Here is a 16,857-nt window from a genome sequence, read left to right on the forward strand (position 1 = left end):
GGACGGACACCCATGCGCCAAGCCCGCTCCGCCCCGACCCCGGCCTATGGCCAAGGGCCTGAACTGAAGCAGATCGTCGGCCGCAATCTGGTCGGGCTCGGCGGGCTCGGCCTGATCGCGTTGACCGCGCTCGTCGCGACCGCGCTCGCGACCTGGCAGGCGACCGATCCGAGCCTCTCCAACGCGACGTCGGCACCGGTGCGAAACGCGCTCGGACGTTTCGGCGCGGTGGTCGCCGATCTCGCCATGCAGCTGATCGGCCTGTCGAGCGCGTTCCTGCTGCTGCCGCTCGTCGTGGTCGGCTGGCGGCTGCTCGCCTCGGGGAGGCCGGACTCGGCCGTCGTGGGCTCGCCATGTGGGTGGTCGCCGGCCTCGCGGCCTCGGCGGCGCTCGCCGCGGTGCCGCTGCCGGTCGGCTGGCCGCTGCCGATCGGCCTCGGCGGCGCGATCGGCGACATGATCATGCGCCTGCCGGTCTTCCTGGTCGGCGATGCCTTCGGCCTCAAGATCGGCATCGGCGTGATGTTCGGCTTCGCGGCCTTCGCCGCTGTGGCGATGATGCTGGGCTGGATCGGTCCGAAGCCGGAGACGCGTGAGGAGCGCCTGGCGCGGCTCGCGGCCTATGCCGACGAGGACGATGCCGAGAGCGACGGCGGCGGCTTCATGCCGCTCGCCATGCTGCATCACTGGCTGCTGGTTGGCCGTGCCAACCTGCTGCGCCTGTTCGGTCGCCGGCCGTCGACACTCGACAATCGCGGCGCCTTCTCGCTCGGCCGCATGGTCGACCGGGTCCGCCATCGCGGCGAGGAGACGGACGAGGACGATTGGGCCGAGCCGGCGCCGCGGCGTCCGGCGCTGCGCTCGCGCGTCGAGCCGTCGCTCGACGAGGACCGCCGGCCGGAGGTGCAGCCGCAGCCGCGCGGCGCTCGCGTGGTCACGCCGCGTCTCGCCACCGCGCCGATGCCGGCCCCGGCCGAGGTCGAAGACGACGACGGCTATGACGATCGCGGCGGCTACGACGACGCGGACGAGCGCGCGTTCAATCAGGATTACGAGCGCGACTACGACGATCGCAATTACCACGAGGAGGAGCCGCCGTTCGATGTCGATCCGCCGGCTCCGGTCCCGGCGCCGGCACCGGTTGCCCGCACTGCCGCTGCCGCTCCGGCGCGGCCGCTGCGTGGTCCGGCAGCGAACGTGCAGCCGCCGGCCGCCGTCGAGCCGTCGCGCCGCGTCGATGTCACGCCCGCGGCCAAGCCGCTCGGACAGGCCCGTTCGGCCGCGCGTGAACGCGTGTTCGGCGGGCCGGTCTCCAACGAGGGCTATCAGTTCCCGCCGCTGACGCTGCTGACCGAGCCGAAGCGGCTCGGGCCGGACGCCAGCCATTCAGAGGACGTGCTCGAACAGAACGCGCGCGACCTCGAAGGCGTTCTCGACGACTTCGGCGTCAAGGGCGAGATCATCCATGTCCGCCCGGGCCCGGTCGTCACGCTCTACGAGCTCGAGCCGGCGCCGGGCGTGAAATCCTCGCGCGTGATCGGCCTTGCCGACGACATCGCCCGCTCGATGAGCGCGGTCTCGGCCCGTGTCGCGGTCGTGCCCGGACGCAATGTGATCGGTATCGAACTGCCGAACCAGCGCCGCGAGACGGTCTATTTCCGCGAGATGATCGGTTCGCCCGACTTCCAGGAGACCAAGCAGAAGCTCGCGGTCTGCCTCGGCAAGACCATCGGCGGCGAACCCGTCATCGCCGACCTCGCGCGTATGCCGCATCTGCTCGTCGCCGGTACGACCGGCTCGGGCAAGTCGGTCGCGATCAACACCATGATCATGTCGCTGCTCTATCGGATGACGCCGCAGCAGTGCAAACTGATCATGGTCGATCCGAAGATGCTCGAACTGTCGGTCTACGACGGCATCCCGCATCTCTTGTCGCCGGTCGTCACCGATCCGAAGAAGGCGGTGGTGGCGCTCAAGTGGGCGGTCCGCGAGATGGAGGACCGCTACCGGAAAATGTCGAAGCTCGGTGTGCGCAACATCGACGGCTTCAACGCCCGCGTCGCCGAGGCCAATGCTCGTGGCGAGGTGCTGACCCGCGAGGTGCAGACCGGCTTCGATCGCTCGACGGGCGAGCCGGTCTACGAGCAGGAGGAACTGGCGCTCGAGCCGTTGCCCTACATCGTCATCATCGTCGACGAGATGGCCGACCTGATGATGGTCGCCGGCAAGGACATCGAAGGCGCGATCCAGCGCCTCGCGCAGATGGCGCGCGCCGCCGGCCTCCACATCATCATGGCGACGCAGCGCCCGTCGGTCGACGTGATCACCGGCACGATCAAGGCGAACTTCCCGACCCGCATTTCCTTCCAGGTGACGTCGAAGATCGACAGCCGCACGATTCTCGGCGAGCAGGGCGCCGAACAGCTGCTCGGCCAGGGCGACATGCTCTACATGGCCGGCGGCGGCCGCATCCAGCGCGTGCACGGGCCGTTCGTCAGCGACGATGAAGTGGAGAAGATCGTCGCGCACCTGAAGAAGCAGGGCGTGCCGCAGTATCTCGACGCGATCACCGCCTCGGACGACGACGAGGACGGCGAGGGTCCGGGTTCGGGCAGCCTCGACGGCATGGAGGAGAGCGGCGACCTCTACGACAAGGCCGTCGCGGTGGTGCTGCGCGACCGCAAGGCTTCCACGTCGTACGTCCAGCGCCGCCTGCAGATCGGCTACAACCGCGCCGCCTCGCTGATCGAGCGGATGGAGAAGGAAGGCATCGTCGGCCCGGCCAACCACGCGGGCAAACGGGAGATCCTGGTCGGCGGCGAGGAGTGAGCGGCCGTATTCGGAGGACTACCGGTCGCCGTCCGCGCCGTTGCTGACGGTGCGGTCGCAGTGTTGCCACGAGAGCCGGATTAAGTCGTCTTTGACATGAGAGGGTTCCGGTCGATTCGCGCCGATCGCGGCGCGCGCGGGACCCGCCCGAGGATCGATCGTATGACCCAATTCTTCGCCGCCCGCCCGACCGTGCTCGCCCTCGCGTTCGCTGCCGGTCTCGCGGCTGTGCCGGCCGTCGCCCAGACCACGCTCGCACCGCAGGGGGCCGCGGCCCAGACGGCGCCGCAGACCGGTGTCGCGATTCCGGTCGCCGGCCCTTCCGCCGCGATCCCGGCGACCGGCGGCGTGCAGCCGGTGAAGCTCAATCCGGCGCAGCGTGAAGTGCTCGGCACGATCAACAAGTATTTCAACTCGATCCGGATGATGTACGGTGATTTCGTGCAGTTCGGGCCGGACGGTGAGCGCTCGGAAGGCCAGTTCTTCATGGAGCGGCCGGGCAAGATCCGCTTCATCTATGCCAAGCCGTCGACGCTCGACATCGTCTCGGACGGCACCGACGTTGTCGTGCGCGACCGCAAGAACCAGACGCAGGATCTCTATCCGCTGTCGAAGACGCCGCTGCGCTTCCTGCTCTCCGACCAGATCGACCTGACCACCGAGGCCAATGTCACGCGCGTCGGCATCGAGCCGGATCTGGTGTCGATCGTGCTCGAACAGAGCACGGTGTTCGGCGACGGCCACCTGACGCTGATCTTCGACCGCAAGTCGAGCGAGCTGAAGCAGTGGACCGTCACCGACGCGCAGAACTACGACACGTCGGTCGCGATCTACAACGTCAAGCAGAACCAGCCGATCGACCCGATCACGTTCAAGTACGATCGCCTCGCGCCGGCCCTGCAGCGGAAGTGAGCGCATAGCGCGCATTCGGCCGTGGTGCGGGTTTCGATTGGCGATCCCGCGCAAAAGGCTCTAAACCGAGAGCCCCGCCTCGTCGGCGGGGCTTTTGCTTTTTCTGCAACGCACGTGCACCGGTCGCCATGCTGCTCTCCATCGCCACCTGGAACATCAATTCCGTCCGGCTGCGCATGCCGATCGTCGAGCAGTTCCTCGCCGCCCATCCGGTCGATGTGCTGTGCTTGCAGGAGACCAAGACGCCGGACGCGAATTTCCCGCTCAATCCGCTGCGCAAGCTCGGCTACGAGCACATCGCGATCCACGGCCAGAAGGGCTATCACGGGGTTGCGATCGTCTCGAAGGTGCCGTTCGCGACCACCGACCGGCGTGACTTCTGCGCCAAGGGCGACGCCCGCCATGTCGGGGTGACGCTCGATCTCGGCAAGACGGCGGTCGATCTGCACAATCTCTATGTGCCTGCCGGCGGCGACGAGCCGGATCCGGCGATCAACGACAAGTTCGCCCACAAGCTCGCCTTTCTCGACGAGATGGCGACCTGGATCGGCCAGGGGCCGGCGGCGAACCCGACCGTGGTGGTCGGCGATCTCAATATCGCGCCGCTCGAGCACGACGTCTGGTCGCACAAGGCGCTGCTGAACGTCGTCAGCCATACGCCGATCGAGACCGAGACGCTGGAGCGGATCCGCACCGGCGGCGGTTTCGTCGACGTCATGCGCCGGCATGTGCCGCATCCCGAGAAGCTCTACACGTGGTGGAGCTATCGCGCGGCCGACTGGCGCGCCGCCAACAAGGGCCGCCGGCTCGACCACGTCTGGGCCTCGCCGGATCTCGACCCGACGCTCGCCGGCATGGAGATCCTGACCGACGCGCGCGGCTGGGATCGGCCGTCGGACCACGTTCCGGTCGTCGCGCGCTTCGAGATCTGAGGCGCGCGCCGTTCCACGTGGAACAGCCGCGCGCTCTTCACATCGCGGAACCGATCGGGCTCGGATCGCGTCGTCATGGCGCGACCGAGCTCGCGCCGTCTCGGCGTTGGTGAAAACCCACGTTTTCCAAGGCGCGCCACCCGTCGCATCGCCTATGCGATAGCCGACTTGCAGACGTCACGGCGAAGCGCATAACCTTTCGAATCAGTGGGGTGCTTCGCGATCTTGAAGCGCCCGCGGACCGGCGGCGGGGCCCGTTCGGCTCCGTCCCGGCCAGACCGGAGGGACGAACCGATGCCACGCCTCTTCACCGGTCTCGAGATCCCCGCCGAACTCGGCGTGCGGCTCTCCATGCTCAGGGGCGGCCTTTTCGGCGCCACCTGGATCGACCCGGAAAACTATCACATCACACTGCGTTTCGTCGGCGATATCGACGATCGCACGGCTGAGGAAGTCGCCAGCGAGCTCGGGCGGATCCGCCGTCGCGCCTTCGAGGTGTCGCTCGAGGAGATCGACAGTTTTGGCGGCCGGCAGCCGCATTCGGTCGTCGCCAAGGTCGGGGCCAAGAACGGCATCATGGAGCTGCAGGCCGAACACGAGCGGGTCATGCAGCGGCTCGGGCTCGAGCCGGAGCCGCGCCGCTTCACACCGCATGTGACGATCGCACGCACGAAAGGTGCCTCGAACCGCGCCGTCGCCGACTGGCTCGCCATTCGCGGCGGGCTGTTCGGCGCGCAGTTCAAGGCGGCGCGTTTCGTGCTGTTCTCGTCGCGCTCGTCGCGGGGCGGCGGGCCCTATGTGATCGAGGAGAGCTATCCGCTGGCGGCGTGAGGGCGCGGCCTCGGACACGGCGCGTGCGTGCATCGGCGCCATGACCCTGACGGCTCGGGGGCGGGCCGGCGCCTCAGCGGTCCGCGAAGCTCGCTTCCAACGAGAACGGCCGCACCCTCTCGGGTACGGCCGCGATCTTTCCTCATAGGGATCCAGCGATCACGCGGCGCCGGCTTCGCGCAGGCGCTCGTGCTTCTTGCGCTCGTTCGGGTCGAGGTGGATCTTGCGCAGGCGGATCGACTTCGGGGTCACTTCGACCAGCTCGTCGTCCTGGATCCAGGCCAGCGCCTTTTCGAGCGTCATGCGGATCGGCGGGGTCAGGCGCACCGCCTCGTCCTTGCCGGAGGCGCGGACGTTCGACAGCTTCTTGCCCTTGAGCACGTTGACCTCGAGGTCGTTGTCGCGGGTGTGCTCGCCGACGATCATGCCCTGATAGACCTTCCAGCCCGGCTCGATCATCATCGGGCCGCGATCTTCCAGATACCACATGGCGTAGGCGACGGCCTCGCCGGCATCGTTGGAAATCAAGACGCCGTTGCGACGGCCCGCGAGTTCGCCCTTGTAGGGCGCGTAGTCATGGAACAGCCGGTTCATGATCGCGGTGCCGCGCGTGTCGGTCAGCAGTTCCGACTGGTAGCCGATCAGGCCGCGGGTCGGCGCGTAGAACACCAGGCGCTGACGGTTGCCGCCCGACGGACGCATCTCGATCATGTCGGCCTTGCGCTCCGACATCTTCTGCACGACGACGCCCGAGAACTCCTCGTCGACGTCGATCAGCACCTCTTCGATCGGCTCCATCAGTTCGCCGGTCGCCTCGTTGCGCTGGAACACGACGCGCGGGCGCGAGACGGCGATCTCGAAGCCCTCGCGGCGCATGGTCTCGATCAGCACGGCGAGCTGCAGCTCGCCGCGGCCGGAGACGAAGAACGAGTCCTTGTCCTCGGATTCCTCGATCTTCAGCGCGACGTTGCCCTCGGCCTCCTTGAGTAGGCGGTCGCGGATCATGCGGCTGGTGACCTTGTCGCCCTCGGTGCCGGCGAGCGGCGAGTTGTTGACGATGAAGGACATCGTCACGGTCGGCGGGTCGATCGGCTGGGCCTGCATCGGGGTGTCGACCGAGAGGTCGCAGAAGGTGTCGGCGACCGTGCCCTTGACGAGGCCCGCGATGGCGACGATATCGCCCGCCTCACCGAGCTCGATCGGCGCGCGCTCGATGCCGCGGAAGGCGAGGATCTTCGATACGCGGCCCTGCTCGACCGTGCTGCCGTCGGACGACAGAACCTTGATGGTCTGGTTCGGCTTGACGGTGCCCGAGGTGATGCGGCCGGTGATCATGCGGCCGAGGAACGGGTTCGCCTCGAGCAGCGTGCCGATCATGCGGAACGGGCCGTCGTCGACGGTCGGTGCCGGGACGTGGTCGAGCACGAGGTCGAACAGCGGGGCCATGCCATCGGTGTTCGGGCCTTCCGGCGCGCGGGCCATCCAGCCGTTGCGGCCCGACCCGTAGAGGATCGGGAAGTCGAGCTGTTCGTCGGTCGCGTCGAGATTGGCGAACAGGTCGAACACCTCGTTGACGACCTCCTGGATGCGGGCGTCGGAGCGGTCGACCTTGTTGATCGCCACGATCGGACGCAGGCCGACCTTGAGCGCCTTGCCGACCACGAACTTGGTCTGCGGCATCGGGCCCTCGGCGGCGTCGACCAGCACGATGGCGCCATCGACCATGTTCAGGATGCGCTCGACCTCGCCGCCGAAGTCGGCGTGGCCGGGGGTGTCGACGATGTTGATGCGCGTGTCCTTCCAGACGACTGACGTCGCCTTGGCCAGGATCGTGATGCCACGTTCCTTTTCGAGGTCGTTGGAATCCATGACGCGCTCGGCGACGCGCTGATTCTCGCGGTACGAGCCCGACTGCTTCAGGAGCTCGTCGACCAGGGTCGTCTTGCCGTGGTCGACGTGGGCGATAATGGCTATGTTCCTGAGCTTCATGGAAAATCCGTGTCGGTTCGCGGTCGCGTCTCGGCCTCGTGCCGTGCGGCCCGCGCGCATCATTGGTCAGCGTCGCTTTGGGATGGGCGCCCTCATACCCCGTTTCGGGGGGCAAGAGCAAGTTTTCCCGAGAAGCGTAAGCAAAAAGCACGCCGAACGATGACGGTGGCGTGACGCGATTTGCGGTTCTCGACCGGCCGCGGCGTCGGCCTGCCGTTGATGCGGGCGCGGGCACCGGGACAGGAGGAACGCCGTCGACGCATCTTGCGTGTAGCGGCAAGAACAAAAATTTCTGATTGCATTTCACTCGATCGAGCGTAATCTCACAATCATTGAATGCGCATTCATAATGAAACAACTTTTCAGGGAGGCTATCATGGCCGACAAGACTGCCGCGCGTCCGGAGCAGGAGCGCATCTGCAATCTCGTTCCGTCGAAGAACACCGAGAAGGACTGGCAGTTCGAGCACGCCGTCGCCGCCGGCGCGCTGACCGCCGTCGCCGCGCCGCCGCCGAGCGTCGATCTGCGCGCGGCCTGGTGGGACATCGGCAACCAGGGCAGTACCGGCTCCTGCGTCGGCTGGGCCTCGACCGACGGTGTCGCGCGCTACATGTTCGTCAAGGCGAACCGGCTCGCGCAGAACGCCAAGCTGTCGCCGCGCTTCACCTGGATGGCCTCGAAGGAGACCGACCAGTTCACCTCGCGGCCCGAGACCATGATCGAGGGTGCGGGCACGTCGCTGAAGGCCTCCGTCGACATCCTGCGCAACTACGGCGCCGCGCCGGAGACGCTGCTGCCGTTCAACATCGCGACGCTGATGTACGCCGGCAGCGAGAACGCCTTCTACGCGACCTGCGCGTCGCGCAAGATCGCGTCCTACTTCAATCTGCAGAAGAACCTGGCGAGCTGGCGCTCCTGGCTGGCTTCCACCGGCCCCCTGCTGGTCGGCCTCAGCGTCGATCGGACCTGGGACAACGCCACCGCGACCCACGGGCTGCTCGACACGTTCCAGCCGAACACGGTTCGGGGTGGACATGCCGTCACCGTCGTGGGCTATCGTAAGGACGGGCGGTTCATAATCCGCAACAGTTGGGGAACCGCCTGGGGCGATCAGGGCTTCGCCTATGCGAGCGAGGCCTACATCAACGCCGCCTTCTTCAACGAGAGCTATGGTGTGACCTTGTGATCGGACGATCGCTTTTCCTGACCACGGCTCTGGCCGCGGCGTTGTGGGGCGTCAGTGTCCCGGCCAACGTCGCGGCCGCGGCGTGTCCGCCGGAGTGCAATGGCACCATGAAGATACTCACGGAGGCCGACGCCGGTGCCGAAGTCGCGCTCAGCGTCGGAGAGACGATCGAGGTCGTGCTGTCCGAGAACGCGACCACCGGCTACACCTGGGCCATCGAACGGATCGAGCCCGCCGTGGTGACGGTCGCCGAACGCAGCTCGCGCTATCCGCAGCAGGGGGCGGTCGGCAGCGGCGGACACGCGGTGTTCCGCCTCACCGCGGCGACACCCGGCAAAGGCACGGTGCGGCTGCGCTATTGGCGCGAGTGGGAAGGCGATGCCTCGGCCATTCGGCGCTTCCAGTTCGGCGTGACCGTGGCCCCGTGAAGAGTTGCTTGGCGCCCGTCGCCCCTGTCCGCCGATCGGGGATCTTTCGTGGCGGGCTACGCTCCCCTACCCGAACCGCGCGGATCGGCGCCTGCAGGACGCGTCCCGGCCATCGGCCGTCGAGAATTCGCTTGAACGCTCCGGCATGGATCGCTCATCTGACAAGAGTTCAGGCGAGCGGGGTCGGCGCAGCATGTCCATCGAAGCTGTCGAAGGTCGAGGAACGGGGGCGGACGTCCGCGCAGGCGCGGTGCGGGGTGTGCTGTTCGACAAGGACGGCACCCTGATCGACTACGAGGCGAGCTGGGCGCCGATCAACCGGACCTGTGCGGCGCTCGCTGCGCGCGGCGATGCGGCGCTCGGGGACCGGCTGCTGATCGCCGGCGGCTACGATCCCGAAACCGACCGGTTCCGGGCCGGCAGCCCGTTCGCGGCCGGCACCGCGCGCGAGATCGCCGAGGCGCTGATCGCCGGCGGCGCGGCCTGGGAGCCGGAGCCACTCACGGTCGCGCTCGACACGGTCTTCCGCGAGGCCTCGACCTCTGTGGTGCCGGTCACGGACCTGGCCGGCCTGTTCGCGGCGCTGTCGGCGCGCGGGCTCAGGCTCGGTATCGCCTCGAGCGACAACGAGGCCTCGATCCGCCGTTTCGCCGCGGCGCAGGGCATCGACGGGCATCTCGACTATGTGGCGGGCTACGATTCCGGTCAGGGCGTGAAGCCCGGACCGGGCATGGCGCTCGGCTTTCTGGCGGCGACCGGGCTCGCCGCGGAGGCGATCGCCGTGGTGGGCGACAATCTGCACGACATGCATATGGGGCGCTCCGCCGGCGCGGGATTCCTGGTCGGCGTGCTGACCGGCACCGGCGGCCGCGACGTGCTCGCGGCGGAGGCCGATGTGGTGCTCGATAGCATCGCTGAGCTGCCACGATGGCTCGCTTCGGTGTGACGGGCGAAAAAGCGCCGCAAATGGCGGCTTGTTGATGGTATTGCCGCGGGCTCGGGGGTCGCGTCCCCGACGGGCTTGGTTTAGAACGTGGCCGACATCAGGGGTGAGGAGCCGGTTCTCATGTGGCATGCAGTACGCGTCGGGCTCGTGATCGGAATGACCGTTTCGGTCGCGGGGTGCGGGCGGCTCGGATGGGGCGACTCGGGCGGCCGCGAGGCCGTGCGCTACGAGCCGCTGCCGGCGAGCCCGACCTCGCCGGTCGCCCAGACTGCACTGCCGCCGGTGCCGCCGCCGAGCCCGGTGCAGCAGGCACCGCTCGATGCGCCGCCGCCCGGACCGGTGGCCGGCGTCGATCCGAACCAGCCGCTCGGCGCGCCGGCGCCGCTCGGCACGGCGCCCGCCGCACCCGGCGCGGTGCCCCCGCCGGTCCCCGGCGCGCAGCCGGCAAGCCGGTCGCCGCCGCCGATGCCAAGGGCCCGGCGATCGGGCGCGGCGACGTGGCCGGCGGCTGGCAGATCTCCGGCGGCGACAGCTGCCAGCTGTTCACCAACGTGACCGCCTGGAGCGGCGGCTATCGCGCGGTGACCCGCGGCTGCACCTCGCCGGATCTGCAGAAGGTCTCGGCCTGGGATTTGAGCGGTCGTCAGGTGTCGCTGAAAGGCCCGGACGGCACGGTCGTGGCCACCGTCGCGGCGGCCGGTCCGGACCGTTTTTCGGGCCAGACGGCGAGCGGACGCGCCATCGCTTTGTCGCGATGACAAAAACTACTTACGGCCTGCACAAAGTTTCTTACCCTGGTTGATTGAAATCCGGGTGTAGTGAACTCATGATGCAATCGAAGAACGGTGTGATTTGCCGTTCGCGGTTGTGGCCTATGAGCAAATATGCGCCTCTAACCGACTATCTGAAGCGCTACGGTGGTGACGAATGGAACGTCACCTTCTCCGAAATCGAGCAGATACTCGGGTTTCCTCTACCGCCGAGCGCATCCACGCACCGAACCTGGTGGGCTAATCACGGTGGCGTGATGGTCCACCAGAAGGCATGGATTTCCGCGGGCTGGCGGGTCGTCATGGTCGACAAGGAACGCGGTCAGGTCCGCTTCATGCGCCAGGTGACCACGCAGCGGCGGCCTCCGGAGCCGCCGGGCGGGCAATGGCTCAATGTGGCGGGCGCGATGGCGCGGGTCGACCCGCGCCATGTCGCCGAAGTGCGCCGCTATCAGGGCGCCGCGGACCTGTCCGTGCGCCTCGACTGGCAGCATCTCGGACCGGCGGTGCGCGACGGGCGGAGCTGGCGCTGCCCGGTCATCGCGGCCGTGCCGGGCGTCGTGCGGTTCCATGTGTTCCGGCGGGGCCTGCATGCCTTCGTCGTGCGCAGCGCGCGCGATCTCGCGGTGCTCGCCCGGCATCCGCGCGATGGCTCCTCGGAGTCCGAAACGATGTGGCAGTCGCTGCGGATGGCCGATTCCGTCCTGATCGACTACCTGCTCGCCGAGCATGTGACGGTCGGTTCGGGCGGGGCGATCAGGGCTGCCGACTTCTCCGATCTGCGCGATCTGTTCCTGGCCGAAGCCGCCGCGATCGCTGTCACGCGGGAGACCGGCCTGCCGGTGCTCGGCGCGGCGTGAGCCGCGCGGACTAGTGCTCGGCGCGGCGTGAGCCGCGCGGACCAGTGCCCGGCGCGGCGTGAGTTGCCGCGGGTCGCGGCGTCGAACACCTCGATTCCGTTCGGCATGGGGCTACCTGCCACGGTTCGGCGCCATGGCTCGGTATCACGGCCGCGCGCGGAACGGGCTCAATAATCCGACAGCACGACGTCGTCGGAATATTCCTCGCCGTGGACTTCCTTGACGATCGCCTGGCCGCAGATGACGCGGCCCTTGACCGGGTCGAAGGTCAACGTCGGGTCGCCGGCGAGTGACCAGCCCTTGTTGAGCGCCGCGGTGACGCGCTTGCAGAAGGCGGTGTCGTCGGGGCCGGTCAGGTAGCGATAGAGTTTCATGTGAATCGGGATCTCCGGAGAGCGGATCGCGGCGCGCGGGTCCGCGGCACCTCTGCACGGGGTGCCTCCTGACATAGTGCGCCGCCTGTCGCTTGGCGAGCGGGCCGGACGAAATCATCCAGCCGCGGTCGGATGCGCAGCGGGCGGCGGTCCGACATCGCCGCGTGCCGATCAGGCCGCGGCGGCCGGCACCGCGGCGCGGGCGATCGCGACCGTGCGTTCGGCCATCTCGGCATGCAGCCGCTCGACCATGCGGCCTTCGAGCGTGATGACGCCCTTGCCGGCGTTCTCGGGCAGTGCGAAGGCGGCGAGGATCTTCTCGGCCCATTCGAGCTCGGTCGCGCTCGGCGAGAACACCTCGTTGGCGACCGCGATCTGGCTCGGATGGATCAGCGTCTTGCCGTCCATGCCGAGATCGCGGCCCTGCAGGCACTCGTCGCGGAAGGCTTCCATATCGTCGAAGTCGTTGAAGACGCCGTCGATCACGTCGAGGCCATGGGCGCGGGCGGCCTGCACGGTGGTCGACAGCCAGGTGATCATCGGCAACCGGCCGCGCACGATGCGGGCGCGGGTCTCCTTGGCGAGATCGTTGGTGCCGAGCACGAAGCAGGCGAGCCGGCGGCCGGCCGGCGCCTGCCGGGCCGCGGCGATCGCGCCGGCGTTGAGGATCCCCATCGGGGTCTCCATCATGGCCCAGATCTTGGTGTGGTCGGGCGCGCCGAGCATGTCGAGCTTGTCGCCGATCTCGTAGACGTCGTCGGCGAACGAGACCTTCGGCACCAGGATCGCGTCCGGGCCGAGCTCGGCGGCGACCTTCAGGTCTTCCTTGCCCCAGGGTGTCGACACCGCGTTGACGCGGATGATCACCTCGCGCGGCCCGTAGCCGCCGGTGCGGAAAGCCTCGGCCACGCGCTCGCGCGCGACTTCCTTGACGTCCGGCGCCACGGAGTCCTCGAGATCGAGGATCAGCGCGTCGGCGGCGAGGGACTTCGCCTTCTCGAGCGCGCGCACGTTGGCGCCGGGCATGTAGAGCACGCTGCGGCGCGGCCGGATCTGCATCGGAAAACCTCCCCCCGGTTCGGCTTGTCGGTTCGGCGCCGTCTGGCGCTGATCTGGTTGGCGCACATTTGACGCTTCTGCGACAAAGCGTAGCGCCCGCCGGATCGTGCCGCAATGCACCATTGGGCGCGGCCGGCGCACAGGATCTTTTCCGAAGCGAGGGGTAATCCGGCTTCGTCTATTCCGCGCGGATCGAGCCGACGGCGGAAGCGAGCGCCAGCACGATCCAGGCACCGATCAGAGACGAGCCGCCGGTCGGAGCCGCGTAGGGGAACAGGCCCTGGCCATGGAACACCCGCGCGGCCATGTCGCCGGCGAACAGGCCGGCGCCGATCGCCATCACGATGCCGATCAGAACGAGCACCAGCCGGCCGCGCTCGCGACGGCGCTCGGCGAGCGCGGCGAGCCCGAGCAGCGCCGCGGCGTGGACGAGCAGCAGTTCCGCGCCGCTCGCCAGCATGGCGCCGCCGGGGACGTGGCTCGCCGCCGCAGCGGCAGCGACGCCGGCGGCGCCGAGGAGGCCGGCGAGGACGAGGAGCAGACGCGAATTCATGGGGAACTCCCGATGGCTGATGTCGGGAACCTAGGGCGCGGGCCGGGCCGGGAAACCGGTCCGGCCGCAGAATGGCCATGCGCAGGTCGGGTCTCGGGTGCGCGCCGCCCGCCGCTCAGCGCGGCATCAGCACCCAGTAGTCGAGATCGAGGATCACGGCCGGATCGTATTCCTTGCCGTCGGCGCCATAGAGCGGGAAATCGTTGGTCGGCCGGTCCTTGGTCGCGATCGTGCGCAGGCGCAGCGCGCCGACGTCGTCGCGGCCGGGCAGTTCGGCGGTCTCCAGTACCTGCGACCACGCGAAGACCGTGCAGCCGGCGAACAGCGGCGCGACATGGCGGCCGCCGTTGATCGCCGCGACGTGAAAGGCATTGGCGAGGCCGTTGAACGACAGCGCGCGGGCGAGGCTGATCACGTGGCCGCCGTAGATCAGCCGTCGGCCGAAGCGACCCTGTCCCTCGGTCCACTGGTTGAAGTGCACCTTGGCGGTGTTCTGGAACAGGCGGGTCGCCATCTGGTGCTCGGCCTCCTCGACGGTCATGCCGTCGACGTGGTCGATCATTTCGCCGGCCTGATAGTCCGACCAGCTGTGGCGCGAACCGGCGAGGACGCCGTCATAGGCGCTCGGGTCGATCACCGGCACGGCGCCGCCGATCTGCGCCGGGGTCAGCGCCGAGGGCAGCTCGGGCACCTTCTGGTCGGCGACGACCGCCTTCTCGTCGAGCTTGCGAACCATGACCCAGCGGACATAGTCGAGCACTTCCGCGCCATGCTGGTTGTAGCCGGTCGAGCGGACGTAGACGACGCCGGTCTTGCCGTTGGAATTCTCCTTGAGGCCGATGACCTCGGAGACCGTCGACAGCGTGTCGCCCGGATAGACCGGCGCCAGGAACCGGCAGCCGGCATAGCCGAGATTGGCGACCGCGTTGAGCGAGATGTCGGGCACGGTCTTGCCGAACACGACGTGGAAGACCAGGAGGTCGTCGAGCGGCGCGTGCGGGTAGCCGATCGCCTTGGCGAAGGCGTCGGAGGACTGGACGGCGAAGCGGTTGCCGTAGAGCGCGGTGTAGAGCGCGGCGTCGCCGGTCGTGACCGTGCGCGGCGTCGCGTGGCGGATCACCTGGCCGAGCCGGAAATCCTCGAAGTAGTTGCCGGGGTTGGTCTTCGGCTTCGTTCCGCTCATGGTCCATCCGCTCCTGTTCAATCCGCTCCCGGCCGCGCATCGTGATCGAGGGGGTCGTCGCGGTCTTGGCGTGAAGCGTCGCGGGAGTAAAGGCCTTCCAAGGTCTGAGAGCCGCGACGGCGCGCCGCGCCCTCGGGGGCGGCTGCGCCCTGGCGATGCCGCGCGGCGCAATGCCACGCGGGTTCAGGCCCAGATCGCGATCGGGCGGCCGCGTTCGTCGCGACCGGGCGGGTTCGGGAACGGCGTCGCCTCGCTTCTGGCGATGCGTTCGGCGATCAGCGACACGACCGCGGCGTCGAGGAGATCGTCCGGGCCGACGCCGCGCGGCCGCGGCCCTTCGAGCAGCGCGCGCGGCAGGCCGTGGCGAACGAGCAGGTCGACGCGTTCCGCGAGGCCGGGCGGGTTCGGCCGGCTCTTGACCTTCTTCGGCAAGGGCATCGCCCGCTCGCCGTTCAGGCGCCAGAAGGCGACCTCGGGATGGACTTCAAACACCCGGCCAGCGAGATCCCGTTCGTCGAACAGCGCGTCCATCTCGCGGATCTTCGGGAACAGGTAGAAGCACTGCTTCGAGACCTTGCGCGGCGGCTCGGAGGTCTCGGCCGCGACCCGGCAGGCGGCGGCGTAGCCCGCGTCGTCGGGCAGGCCGATACCGGCCTCGACCGCGGCGCGGCTCGGCACCGTGAACACCGACGATTGCCGCTCGCCGAGAAAGGCGCGAACCAGCCGTTCCGGGCCGCGGCCGCCGGGGCCACTGCGGTCGGGCAGGCCGATCGGCATGTCGACGCCGACCACGGCCGGGTCGTTGCCGTCGGCGAGGATCTCGGTGAAGCGCGCGTGAACCTTCGCTTCGGGCGGTCGGTCGGTGCCGGGCCAGCGGTAGACCGCGATCCAGCCGGCCGGGCAGCCATCGACGCCGGCGACGGCGCGGCCGGGTGTCCAGGCGGGGATCGGATGGTCGGGCGCGGGGGCGCGGTCGGTCATTTCGCGCGCGGCTTCGGCGTCGCGATGGCGCGGACCGTCACCTGCGCCATCGGGTGCAGGATTGTGTCCTGCTCGGCGGCGAGCACCAGCTCATCGGAGCCGGCGCGGACGCTGCGGGCGACCATCTCGAACACGGCGCCGAGCGCGCGCGGCAGCGCTGCTTCCGAGGTCATGCCGTCGAGCCGGCGCGCCAGGAAGGTCGCGGCGAGCAGGTCGCCGGTGCCGTTCGGCGCGCCTTCGACCAGCGGATGCTCGGCCTGCAGGCAGCGGGTCGCCTCGACGAGCAGCGTCGCGACCGAGCGATGCATCATCGCTGGCGCGGACGTGACCAGCACCGTGCCGGGTCCGAGCGCGCGCGCCGCCGCGATGGCCTCCGCCGTCGAGCCGACCGGCAGGCCGGAGAGCCAGCCGGCCTCGAAGCGGTTCGGCGTCGCGATGTCGGCGAGCGGCATCAGCCGGTCGCGGATCGCGATCGCGGTCGCTTCGGGCAGATAGAGGCCGCCGGAGCCGTCGGGCTTCTGGTCGCCGATCACCGGGTCGCAGAGATAGAGCGCGTCGGGCCGCGCGGCCTTGATCGCCGCGACCAGTCCGGCCGCCGCCTCGACCTGTTCGGCCGAGCCGAAATAGCCGGTCAGCACCGCGCCGACCTCGCCGAGCCAGGGCGCGCGGGCGAGATCGGCGGCGAGCGCGGCAAAGGCATCGGCCGGCGGGACGTGGCGGCTCGCCCGGCCGTGACCCGGGTGCCAGGGCAGCAGCACGGTCGGCAGGAACCAGACCGGAAACCCCATGCGCTCCAGCGCGAAGACGACCGCGCGGCCGCCGACGCTGCCGCGCGCGACCAGGCTCGACAGCACGACCACGGCCGGGCGGCCGGCGGGCGCGGAGCGGGCGCTGGGCGCGTCTGGGGTGGTCGCAGTGGCGGATGCCGGCGGAGTGGCGCCTTCCATGGGGCAGGATCCCGGTTCGAACGGTCGTGGCCACGCTTGTCGCGGCAATTGCCCGGCCGGGCAAGGGGCCGCGACGCT

The 16,857-nt window shown here is 69.1% G+C and carries 18 protein-coding genes; 10 read left to right on the plus strand and 8 right to left on the minus strand.

Annotation, left to right across the window (positions count from 1 at the left end; all coding sequences use genetic code 11):
• Positions 1-12 precede the first annotated feature (12 nt).
• From ABS361_19505 to thpR, 5 genes are all read left to right on the plus strand, one after another.
• Positions 13-459 carry a DNA translocase FtsK 4TM domain-containing protein gene (locus tag ABS361_19505; protein ID XBY44200.1) on the plus strand — a complete coding sequence of 149 codons (447 nt, stop codon included), beginning with the start codon at positions 13-15 and terminating at the stop codon, positions 457-459.
• On the plus strand, positions 354-2,828 hold the full coding sequence (locus ABS361_19510) for a DNA translocase FtsK (protein ID XBY44201.1): 2,475 nt from the start codon (positions 354-356) through the stop codon (positions 2,826-2,828). Before ABS361_19505 ends, ABS361_19510 begins: the two co-directional genes overlap by 106 nt.
• A gap of 162 nt (positions 2,829-2,990) precedes the next feature.
• Entirely contained in the window at positions 2,991-3,740 is a 750-nt protein-coding gene (locus ABS361_19515) for an outer-membrane lipoprotein carrier protein LolA (GenBank protein ID XBY44202.1), read from the plus strand.
• Between the two features lie 128 nt (positions 3,741-3,868).
• Positions 3,869-4,672 (plus strand): exodeoxyribonuclease III, encoded by an 804-nt coding sequence (gene xth, locus ABS361_19520; protein ID XBY44203.1) that lies wholly within the window; start codon positions 3,869-3,871, stop codon positions 4,670-4,672.
• Positions 4,673-4,966: 294 nt separating this feature from the next.
• The gene (gene thpR, locus ABS361_19525; GenBank protein ID XBY44204.1) at positions 4,967-5,503 is read left to right on the plus strand and encodes an RNA 2',3'-cyclic phosphodiesterase; all 537 of its coding nucleotides are present in this window, start codon (positions 4,967-4,969) and stop codon (positions 5,501-5,503) included.
• A 159-nt stretch (positions 5,504-5,662) separates the two neighbouring features.
• Here the strand turns inward: thpR and typA are convergent, their stop codons facing one another.
• Complete coding sequence (gene typA / locus ABS361_19530) at positions 5,663-7,492, minus strand: translational GTPase TypA (GenBank protein XBY44205.1); 1,830 nt, start codon at positions 7,490-7,492, stop codon at positions 5,663-5,665.
• A 376-nt stretch (positions 7,493-7,868) separates the two neighbouring features.
• Between typA and ABS361_19535 the strand changes: the two genes are divergently transcribed.
• The 3 genes from ABS361_19535 (at position 7,869) to ABS361_19545 (ending at position 10,052) form a co-directional block, all read left to right on the plus strand.
• Complete coding sequence (locus ABS361_19535; protein XBY44206.1) at positions 7,869-8,678, plus strand: C1 family peptidase; 810 nt, start codon at positions 7,869-7,871, stop codon at positions 8,676-8,678.
• A 107-nt stretch (positions 8,679-8,785) separates the two neighbouring features.
• Positions 8,786-9,106: a protease inhibitor I42 family protein gene (locus ABS361_19540; protein ID XBY44207.1), complete on the plus strand. Its 321-nt coding sequence runs from the start codon at positions 8,786-8,788 to the stop codon at positions 9,104-9,106.
• Positions 9,107-9,299: 193 nt separating this feature from the next.
• Complete coding sequence (locus ABS361_19545; protein XBY44208.1) at positions 9,300-10,052, plus strand: HAD family hydrolase; 753 nt, start codon at positions 9,300-9,302, stop codon at positions 10,050-10,052.
• A 224-nt stretch (positions 10,053-10,276) separates the two neighbouring features.
• On the opposite strand, the gene ABS361_19550 is transcribed toward ABS361_19545, so the two are convergent.
• Positions 10,277-10,444 carry a hypothetical protein gene (locus ABS361_19550; GenBank protein XBY44209.1) on the minus strand — a complete coding sequence of 56 codons (168 nt, stop codon included), beginning with the start codon at positions 10,442-10,444 and terminating at the stop codon, positions 10,277-10,279.
• Positions 10,445-10,549: 105 nt separating this feature from the next.
• Here ABS361_19550 and ABS361_19555 point away from each other — a divergent pair, with 105 nt between their 5' ends.
• Positions 10,550-10,810, plus strand: a complete 261-nt coding sequence (locus ABS361_19555; GenBank protein ID XBY44210.1) for an AprI/Inh family metalloprotease inhibitor — start codon at positions 10,550-10,552, stop codon at positions 10,808-10,810.
• A gap of 116 nt (positions 10,811-10,926) precedes the next feature.
• Positions 10,927-11,682 (plus strand): hypothetical protein, encoded by a 756-nt coding sequence (locus ABS361_19560; GenBank protein XBY44211.1) that lies wholly within the window; start codon positions 10,927-10,929, stop codon positions 11,680-11,682.
• 167 nt (positions 11,683-11,849) lie between these two features.
• On the opposite strand, the gene ABS361_19565 is transcribed toward ABS361_19560, so the two are convergent.
• The 6 genes from ABS361_19565 to pdxY form a co-directional block, all read right to left on the minus strand.
• Positions 11,850-12,056, minus strand: a complete 207-nt coding sequence (locus tag ABS361_19565; GenBank protein XBY44212.1) for a DUF1737 domain-containing protein — start codon at positions 12,054-12,056, stop codon at positions 11,850-11,852.
• A gap of 171 nt (positions 12,057-12,227) precedes the next feature.
• On the minus strand, positions 12,228-13,115 hold the full coding sequence (locus ABS361_19570) for a CoA ester lyase (GenBank protein XBY44213.1): 888 nt from the start codon (positions 13,113-13,115) through the stop codon (positions 12,228-12,230).
• A gap of 178 nt (positions 13,116-13,293) precedes the next feature.
• Positions 13,294-13,668, minus strand: a complete 375-nt coding sequence (locus ABS361_19575; protein ID XBY44214.1) for a DUF423 domain-containing protein — start codon at positions 13,666-13,668, stop codon at positions 13,294-13,296.
• 115 nt (positions 13,669-13,783) lie between these two features.
• Positions 13,784-14,851, minus strand: coding sequence for a MaoC family dehydratase (locus ABS361_19580; protein XBY44215.1), 1,068 nt, complete (start codon positions 14,849-14,851; stop codon positions 13,784-13,786).
• Positions 14,852-15,034: 183 nt separating this feature from the next.
• Positions 15,035-15,832 carry a DUF429 domain-containing protein gene (locus tag ABS361_19585; protein ID XBY44216.1) on the minus strand — a complete coding sequence of 266 codons (798 nt, stop codon included), beginning with the start codon at positions 15,830-15,832 and terminating at the stop codon, positions 15,035-15,037.
• The gene (pdxY, locus tag ABS361_19590; GenBank protein XBY44217.1) at positions 15,829-16,779 is read right to left on the minus strand and encodes a pyridoxal kinase PdxY; all 951 of its coding nucleotides are present in this window, start codon (positions 16,777-16,779) and stop codon (positions 15,829-15,831) included. The genes ABS361_19585 and pdxY overlap by 4 nt, the downstream gene beginning before the upstream one ends.
• Between the last annotated feature and the right edge of the window lie 78 nt (positions 16,780-16,857).

This window comes from Ancalomicrobiaceae bacterium S20 (genome assembly GCA_040269895.1).
GTDB lineage: Bacteria > Pseudomonadota > Alphaproteobacteria > Rhizobiales > Ancalomicrobiaceae > Methyloraptor > Methyloraptor flagellatus.